We start from the raw sequence: 8,541 nt of genomic DNA, 5'->3' as shown, positions 1-8,541 counted from the left end.
GTGCCATCAATAAATGAAGCCTCATCAATCATTCCTTGAGCTTTCAAGTAGTCATGAAACGCCTTAAAACTGCTTTGGATCATTTCTTCTAAGTCCTTAGAAATCACAAAGCGAGCAATCGTACGGTAAGTCGGTCGCTGTTCTTGAGTTAACCACATTGCGACAATATTTTCACGAGCAAAGCGTTCAATTTTCCGACAAGAAATAATACCGTAACTGTAGGCTAAAAGGACCAATTTTAATAACATTCTCGGATCGTATTCCCTTGGTCGCCCCATAATATTAGGCTTGCGGATCGCAAGGCCTTCAACTAATTGGTTAATATAACGAGCAGGATGGTTTAATTCAGGTTCATAGGCAGTAGGTATGTTCAAACTAAGTTGATTCATGTTATAATTAGTTTCCAATGTTTTATATATCCTTTCGAGGGTATTTTGAAGACATCGACGGGCTGGTCGGTGTCTTTTTCTTTTACTAACATATATTTTAAAGGAAAACGGAGTTAAATGAAATCCGAAGATTTCATCTAACTCCGCTTATTATTAGGGACTTATGTCACAGCCCCTTCTTTATTTATTCTTTAATCCCAAAATGAATCGCTGCAGCGCCAAAATTAAGTGATGAATAGTTGACGGCTTTAAATCCGGCATCAGCCATCATTCTGGCTAATTGATCAGCGGAAACGAATTGCTGACTTGTCTTTTTAAGGTATTGGTAATCTTTGACGTGGCCGCCAGCAAGTTTGGCTAAGTAAGGGAACTCTTTAAAGTAAGCTTCCCAGCCAACCCTAATCAGCGAATTTGTCGGCTGGGACATTTCAAGGACACCTAATTGCCCGCCAGGTTTCAGTACCCGATAAATTTCGCTTAATGCTTTATCGGCATCTGGAACGTTCCGTAGGCCAAAACCAATTGTAACAATATCAAATGATTCGTTTGCTAACGGTAGGGCCATTGCATCCCCATTAATCAGGATGAGATTTGGGATCGTCTTAGCTTTTTGTTCGGCAATTTTTAACATTGCGGCATTAAAGTCAACTCCGGTAACACGTCCCTGTGGTAGCCGGTTAGCCAGGGCAATTGCTAAATCGCCGGTTCCACAGCAAACATCAAGTGCCGTGATTCCTGGCTTGAATTCTAAGCCGGCTAAAAGCTTTTTTCGCCAGAGCTTTTGTGTCCCAAGGCTAATAATATTGTTAAGTTTGTCATAATTGGGAGCAACTCTGGTAAACATTTCATTAACTTCAGATTCGTTTTTGAGGTGATTTGTTTTTGTCATACTAATAACCTTTCTTGTTAGTAGCTGGTTTCTTTGGTTGCACTAATACAATCAAGATAAAATTAATTAACAGTGTTAGTCCGGTAATCGCAAAGACCATCGGGTATGAGGAAAGTCCAGAGATGATCGATCCCAGAAGTGAACCAAAAACGGCTCCACCAGCTTGGAACGACTGATTAATGCTAAAGACCCGACCAAAAGCTTCCGTTGGTACATTTAGTGTCAAGACGGTCTGGGCAGCGGGCATTAATGCTGCGTTGGCTAACCCAAGAAGGAAGCGCCAAAAAGCTAGTGGCCATGGTGAATGGGTAAAGGTCATTGGGACGAACAGGATAAAGGCAGTGATTAGTCCGATTCGTAAGACTTTTTCTGGACAGATTTCGTCCATTGTGTGACCAACTTTTGAGGCAGCAATAAGGGTTCCCAATCCCGGTGTTGCAGCAACAATCCCAGCGACAAAGGCAATGTTACCGTGATTATGCATTAACTGACGAACGTACAAACTAATAATTGGACTGATTGACATTGATGACGCCATAACGATAAGCGTCGTTAGAAAAGTAACGAAAATTAGCTTGCGGTTAGGAATTTCAGCCATCACTTCCTTGATTGGTCGCATCTTTTCTTTCTTAATCGGCTTGAAATGTCGTTCCTTAACTAGGAATGTCGTGCTTAGAAAGACACAGAACATCAAAAAACCAGTGATGAAGAAGGGGACCCGGTAGCCGAATGCTCCTGAAAGAACCCCACCAAGTAGCGGTCCAACAAGGTTTCCGGCAATCCCGGCGGTTGAAATTGCTGACATTGCCCAACCAGACTTGCTGTGGGGAGTTTCTCCAGCAATTAAGGCCGCAGCATTATTGATGTATCCAGAGAAGGCTCCTTGTAAAAAGCGCATTCCAATAATCATCCATGCTGACTGTGAAAGTCCAGTGATAAAGATTGTACAAGCCATTACCCCGGAGGCCCGCATACACATTAATTTACGCCCTTTTTGATCGGCTAAACTACCCCAAAGCGGGGAAACGATTGCTTGACTAACAAAGGTGGCCCCAAATGCTAATCCTGAGTAGAAATTTAGTTGGAATTTTGAAAAGTTACCAAGTTCATTAATAAATAGTGAAACGAATGGCATCGTCATTGAGAATCCCATCCCGGTTATAAAACAGCCAATCCATAGTGAATAGAATGTTTTGCGCCACAGGGGAGATAGCTCAGAATCCATATAGATATTTGCTCCTTTTTAATTGTAGTAACTACGAGTATAGCAAGTTCACAGGAAAGAAGCTAATTTTGTTCAGCCTTCTTGATTCGTAAATAATGGTAGAAACTAAGAATCATGAGAATAACCATGATGACAGTTGTCCACATTCCATAGCGGATCCCGGTTACTAATGAGGCCGGCGTGTTGGCAATAACCACACAGAGGGTAACTGAAACAGCCCCGAAAATTTGTCGAAGAGTATTGTTTAGCGCTGTACCGTGGCTATTTTCCTCCTGATTCAAGTTAGAAAAAGCTTCTGAAAGGGCCGGGCTAAAGACAAAGGCATTTCCAATCATTCGGAGCATGTAGGTCAGGGTAAGGAGGGTAATGGATGAATGGCGGCTAACAAGTACCAACGGAATCGATGCAACCAGCATAATGACTGCCCCAATCGTAATCAGCCATTTTGGACCATATTGATCATAGAGTCGACCAACAATTGATGCAGTAATGGCATTAGCAATCGCTCCTGGAAGAAGAATTAATCCAGAGAGGAAGCTACCCATTCCGATGATCTTTTCTGTATAAATTGGAATTAACTGCTCGGTTCCTAAAAGAACCATAAAAGTAAACACGCCGACAATCGTCATCCAGCGAAACGATGGATAAGTAAAAATTTGGACTTTAAGCATTGGATTCTTTAAGTGAAGCTGCCGTTTGACAAAGCCCCAAATAATAATGAAACCGCTGATTAACATTACCAGGCCATCCCAGAAATTGATCTGGAAGACGGTTAAACTCCCGAGGGCTAATCCAGAACCAACTAACGAGATGATAACAGAGATGTAATCGATCTTGATCGGTCGTGGAGTGGAGAAGTTAGGTAGCTTTAAGTAGCCGATAATAAAGGCCAGAATCATTAGTGGCAGGACAAGGATGAATAACCAGCGCCATGAAAGAAACTCAAGAATTAATCCAGAAATTGTAGGACCGAGGGCTGGAGCGGCAGAAATGACAAGGCTTGAAAGGCCAAGAATTGATCCGCGCTTTTCAATTGGATAAATTGAAATCATTGTTGTCATTTGAAAGGTCATTAGCATCCCGCTGGCACATGCTTGGATCAACCGAGCAATTAAAAGGCTTGTAAAATTACTGGCAAAACAGCCTACTAGTGTCCCGACAAGGAAGGTTCCAATAATTCCGATAAAGACATGCCGGTTAGTGAACTTTTCGTACATGTTTGATGAGAGCGGGGTCACAATCCCGATAATCAGGGTGTAGCCGGTTGTCAACCATTGAACGGCATTTAATGAGACGTGAAGATCTTCTTGAATAACGGGAAGAGCTGTTACCATCATTGTTTGACTTGCTAAACTAATAAAACAAGAGCCGAGCAGTACAACCGTAATAATTTTCCGGACCTGTGGGCTTACTTCTCCATTTTGATTCACACTATTACTCCTTTGCTTTTTGAGGTTACTAAAATAGTTTACCATGGAGTGTCAAATCAATTGCTGCTTCTTTAACGGATTCTTTGGTACAATTATCGGTGAAGTGTAATTTGGAGGAGAAGGAGCGGACTTAATGAAAACGAGGATTGCAGTTTTTTCAGATGTTCATGGGAACCTGAGTGCAATGCGTGCAATGTACCGTGATAGCCGTCAACAGCACGTTGATCAGTATTGGTTTGTGGGCGATCTGTTGATGCCAGGACCAAGTGTTAGTGAAATCTGGCAGTTGCTTAAAATCATTAATCCAAGTGTAATCGTTCGGGGAAACTGGGACGATTTGGTAGTTAATGGCGTTCGGGGGAAAATAGATGTTAATTATCCATCTCATATTTACTTTGCTCGGTTAGCCCAGTATGTCGGTCAAAGCGCTCCACGGGGGATGGTCGATGAGATAGCTAACTGGCCTCTCCACGTTACCAAGAAGGTTGGTCCCCTGAATTTCGGTATTTCCCATAATTTACCGTGGTTAAATATGGGCCAGGATCTTTTTCCAACTCAATCAACTAAGAATTTCGATCAAGTGTTTACCCCAGCTAATCCACCAATTGATGTTGCAATCTATGCCCATGTCCACCATGAGATTATGCGGTATGCAAGCGACGAACGAATTGTTATGAATCCCGGGGCTGTTGGTGAACCATTTAATGGCTGGGATAAGCTGCACCGCGATATGCGGGCCCACTACTTAGTAATTGAGGTTGATGATCTCGGGATGGCATCCGTTAACTTCCGTCATGTTGGCTATGATCGAAAGGCGGAGCAGGCAATTGCTGATCAGTCTGCCGTTCCCTATGTTGAACTGTACGATCTGATGATGCATACCGGAAGAGCGTATACTCATGATCCTGAAAAATTAACTCGGCTGAATCAAAAGTACGGTTATGCTGCTCAGTATTTAGACTACTGTAAACGGCTTGGTCAAAATTAGTCAGACATTTTTCTTGTAAGTCTTACAAAAAGTTAGTATAATAATACTTAATGAATTGTTCGCAAATGTTGATTAATGACACGGGGTCTCATTATCGCCACAAGTTAATGAGATCACGTTATGCTGTTACAGTCGCTTGGAAATACTAGCTAAACTAATCGGAAAAATTAATACGGGCCTTAACCATTAGTTTGTTAATATTTCGTTCGTTTTGTTATTAATAGCTTATTTACAAATAATATGAATATAAAGGAGATCTTTAATTTATGGCAAAAAAGTCAAAAATTGCTAAGTTGAAGCACCAAGAAGCATTGGTAAAGAAGTATGCTGAAAAGCGGAAGCAATTGAAGGCACAAGGAGACTACATCGCCTTGTCCAAGTTACCACGTAATTCAAGTGCTGTTCGTTTGCACAACCGTGACCGTTACGATGGTCGTCCTCACGCTTACATGCGTAAGTTCGGCATGTCTCGATTAACTTTCCGTGAACTTGCCCACAAAGGTCAAATTCCTGGTGTTAAAAAGGCTAGTTGGTAGTAGAAACAGAGTGCGAGCCCGTTAAAACCTTCCGGTGGCTAACGATTTCTCCGACGAACGACGTTTTGTCGTCGGAGTCGGAGGTCGTTAGCTCGAGGAAGGTTAGGGCGAGCACATTTCTACTTAGCTGCATTAGAAAGTCGTAGGTTGCTGGTCCTAGCAAGTTCCTGGCGAGCACATTTCGACTCAGTTACCTAGTCTGTTAGCTCGAGGAAGGTTAGGGCGAAGGAGTGAACCAGAAAACTTGTTTTCGTCTGTGAACCCTCGCAAGTCTGATTAGACTTCTTGCTATCAATCTGTTGATGAAAGAAGTCAATCAGCTACTGCGCATAGGCCGACTCAGTTGCCTAGCCCGCGACCACTATTATCCAACTAAACCATTGTTAACATGATCACGATCATGTGCTATACTATTGTCTGTAATAGTTAAGTAAATAAGAATTCAATTTAGATAGAGAGCATGGTATAACCTCTTAAACCAGCAAATTTACTGGTTTAAGAGGTTTATCTATATTATTAGGTAACCATTGCGAGGGAGCGTGACAGAAGTCATTTATGTACTGCGCTGTTCGTGTTTTATCTAAGTAATAGGACTTATGCCACAACCCCTTTTTTATTTTTAAAATATTTGATTTAAAATAATTCTAATTTAGCCTTGATCTTAATTGGAAATTAGTTATACTTAAGATGTAGTTAAGAATGATTCTAAATTAAGGAGAGGTTATTATGATGAATTTTATTGGTCACGAAATTGATGATTTTAAGGTAAATGCATACCAAGACGGCAAGACCAAGGAAGTTACTAAGAATGATGTTTTGGGTAAGTGGAGTATCTTCTTCTTCTACCCAGCTGACTTCTCATTTGTTTGTCCAACAGAACTTGAAGCTCTCCAAGATAAGTATGATGATTTTAAGAAGGCTGATGCTGATATTTACTCAGTTTCAGAGGATACTGAATTCGTCCACAAAGCATGGGCTGAAGCTTCAGAAAAGATTGGCAAGATTAAGTACAATATGCTAGCCGATCCTGCTGGTAAGCTTGCCCGGATGTTTGATGTTTTGGATGAAGACGCTGGTCAAGCCTACCGTGGTGTCTTCATCGTTGATCCTGATGGCAAGATTCAATCTTACACAATTAACAACATGGGAATTGGTCGTAGCGCTGATGAAATTTTGCGGACACTTCAAGCTGCTCAATTTGTTCGTGAACATGGTGATCGTGTTTGCCCTGCGAACTGGAAGCCAGGTCAAGACTCAATTAAGCCAAGCTTGGACCTTGTTGGTAAGCTTTAATTTATAGGAGGAAACACCGATGAGTGAGCATATCTATGATTTGATCATCGTTGGTGCCGGTCCAGCTGGATTGACAGCTGGTCTTTATGCTGGTCGGGCAACCCTTGATACGCTAATCCTTGAGGGAAACAGTGTTGGCGGTCAAGTAACGACGACATCTGTTGTTTATAACTATCCCGGGGTAGCAGAAGTTGACGGCACTGAATTGATGAATAAAATGCAAAAGCAGGTTGCGGATTTCGGTGTTGAAATCAAACACGCTGAAGTTACCAAGTACGATAATTTAACTGCTGACGTTAAAACCGTAACTGATACTAATGGGCAGCAGTACCTGGCACGGAGCATTATCATTTCTGGCGGGGCTAACCCAAGAAAGGTTGGTTTCCCTGGTGAAGAAAAGTTCCGTGGCCGGGGCGTTGCCTACTGTTCAACTTGTGATGGTGAGCTGTTCACCGGTTTGCAAATCTTCGTTGTTGGTGGTGGCTATGCTGCCGCAGAAGAAGCTGACTACCTAAGTCGTTATGGAAAGCACGTTACCGTTTTAGTTCGGGGCGATCACTTTACCTGTCCGCCGCTGATCGCATCTCGGGCATTGGATAATCCAAAGGTTAGCGTTAAGTACAACACTGAGGTAGAAAGTGTTTCTGGTGATGATTACTTAACCGAAGCCATCCTGGTTAATAATAAGACCGGTGAAAAAACAACTTACCACCTTAATGATGGTGACCAAACCTTTGGTGTCTTTATTTACATTGGGACCCAACCGGCAACAAAGAACCTTGAAGGAGTCATTAAGCTTAATCAGCAAGGCTATATTATTACTGATAGTCAACGGCAGACAAACATTCCAGGAGTCTTTGCTGCTGGCGATATTATTGAAAAGTCGCTTCGGCAAATAGTAACGGCTACTGCTGACGGTGCCGAAGCTGCCACGGCTGCTGAAAAGTATATTGCTGATCAAAAACAACGACTTGGAATTCCAATCCATGCAGAAATTAAACAGCCAACCAAAACGGTCGGTCAAACCTCTTCTCTTGATAATGAAGAGGAAGTTACACCGCATGCTGGCAATTGGTTATCTGCAGATATTGATCAGCAATTGAAGCCAATCCTTGCTCGTTTGACAAAGACCGTTACTTTACAAGTCTTAGCTAACGGAACGTCATTAAGTGACCAGTTACTTGGCTTTGTAACGGAATTTGCTAGTTTGGATGAGCAACATATAAAGGTCGAGAAGCAAGCTGCTCCGCAAGATGTTAAGTACTTGCCACAATTACGGTTGCTTGATGCTAATGGTAATGATACTGGACTTCACTATGCAGGAATTCCGACAGGTCATGAGTTAAATTCACTTGTTTTAGGCATCTATAATGTTGCGGGACCTGGACAGACGATTTCACCGGAAATGGTTGAACGGATTAAAGCACTTCCTGAAGCAACCATTAAGATTGGTGTTTCACTAACCTGTCACTTCTGCCCTGATGTTGTCGCTGCTTGCCAACGGATGGCTGCATTAAATCCAAAGATTACGGCAACGATGATTGACTTACAACACTTCCCAGAATTGCGGAAAACTAAGAACATCATGAGTGTCCCTGCAACAATGATTAATGATGGACCTGTCATTTTTGGCAGTCAGACAATGGATCAGCTTGTTACGGCTGTTGAGAACACTCGTCCTTAAATTTTGCAGAATAGTCATTTCATTTTATACTAGATAATGATTGAATCTGTATCAGAATAAAGCTCCACGCATTTAGCTTTAAAATGCTGGAGCTTTTTTTATAAAAA

General features: G+C 42.0%; 8 protein-coding genes. 4 read left to right on the top strand and 4 right to left on the bottom strand.

Annotation, left to right across the window (positions count from 1 at the left end):
- The 4 genes from HUK45_RS00890 to HUK45_RS00875 all read right to left on the bottom strand — a co-directional run.
- A partial coding sequence (locus HUK45_RS00890) for a transposase (RefSeq protein WP_191910664.1) occupies positions 1-407 on the bottom strand: 407 nt, incomplete at its 3' end.
- Positions 408-573: 166 nt separating this feature from the next.
- Entirely contained in the window at positions 574-1,278 is a 705-nt protein-coding gene (gene ubiE, locus HUK45_RS00885; RefSeq protein ID WP_191910663.1) for a bifunctional demethylmenaquinone methyltransferase/2-methoxy-6-polyprenyl-1,4-benzoquinol methylase UbiE, read from the bottom strand.
- Between the two features lies 1 nt (position 1,279).
- Entirely contained in the window at positions 1,280-2,503 is a 1,224-nt protein-coding gene (locus HUK45_RS00880) for an MFS transporter (protein ID WP_191910662.1), read from the bottom strand.
- A gap of 62 nt (positions 2,504-2,565) precedes the next feature.
- Positions 2,566-3,978, bottom strand: a complete 1,413-nt coding sequence (locus HUK45_RS00875; protein ID WP_206683740.1) for an MFS transporter — start codon at positions 3,976-3,978, stop codon at positions 2,566-2,568.
- Between the two features lie 88 nt (positions 3,979-4,066).
- On the opposite strand from HUK45_RS00875, the gene HUK45_RS00870 reads away from it, so the two are divergent.
- The 4 genes from HUK45_RS00870 (at position 4,067) to HUK45_RS00855 (ending at position 8,434) form a co-directional block, all read left to right on the top strand.
- Entirely contained in the window at positions 4,067-4,921 is an 855-nt protein-coding gene (locus HUK45_RS00870; protein ID WP_191910660.1) for a metallophosphoesterase family protein, read from the top strand.
- Between the two features lie 266 nt (positions 4,922-5,187).
- Positions 5,188-5,457, top strand: coding sequence for a 30S ribosomal protein S14 (rpsN, locus tag HUK45_RS00865; protein WP_102169229.1), 270 nt, complete (start codon positions 5,188-5,190; stop codon positions 5,455-5,457).
- Positions 5,458-6,186: 729 nt separating this feature from the next.
- Complete coding sequence (gene ahpC, locus HUK45_RS00860) at positions 6,187-6,750, top strand: alkyl hydroperoxide reductase subunit C (RefSeq protein WP_040531529.1); 564 nt, start codon at positions 6,187-6,189, stop codon at positions 6,748-6,750.
- Positions 6,751-6,769: 19 nt separating this feature from the next.
- Positions 6,770-8,434, top strand: coding sequence for an FAD-dependent oxidoreductase (locus tag HUK45_RS00855; protein WP_191910659.1), 1,665 nt, complete (start codon positions 6,770-6,772; stop codon positions 8,432-8,434).
- Positions 8,435-8,541 lie beyond the last annotated feature (107 nt).

The sequence above is a fragment of the Limosilactobacillus urinaemulieris genome, assembly GCF_014838745.1.
In the GTDB taxonomy this organism is placed as follows: domain Bacteria; phylum Bacillota; class Bacilli; order Lactobacillales; family Lactobacillaceae; genus Limosilactobacillus; species Limosilactobacillus urinaemulieris.
This window is presented reverse-complemented; position numbering and strand designations above follow the sequence as displayed.

Excerpts from the sequence above, each read along its gene's own strand:
- ahpC (WP_040531529.1), top strand. The coding sequence starts at position 6,187 with ATGAATTTTATTGGTCACGAAATTGATGATTTTAAGGTAAATGCATAC.
- ubiE (WP_191910663.1), bottom strand. The coding sequence starts at position 1,278 with ATGACAAAAACAAATCACCTCAAAAACGAATCTGAAGTTAATGAAATG.
- rpsN (WP_102169229.1), top strand. The coding sequence starts at position 5,188 with ATGGCAAAAAAGTCAAAAATTGCTAAGTTGAAGCACCAAGAAGCATTG.
- HUK45_RS00870 (WP_191910660.1), top strand. The coding sequence starts at position 4,067 with ATGAAAACGAGGATTGCAGTTTTTTCAGATGTTCATGGGAACCTGAGT.
- HUK45_RS00875 (WP_206683740.1), bottom strand. The coding sequence starts at position 3,978 with ATGGTAAACTATTTTAGTAACCTCAAAAAGCAAAGGAGTAATAGTGTG.
- HUK45_RS00880 (WP_191910662.1), bottom strand. The coding sequence starts at position 2,503 with ATGGATTCTGAGCTATCTCCCCTGTGGCGCAAAACATTCTATTCACTA.
- HUK45_RS00855 (WP_191910659.1), top strand. The coding sequence starts at position 6,770 with ATGAGTGAGCATATCTATGATTTGATCATCGTTGGTGCCGGTCCAGCT.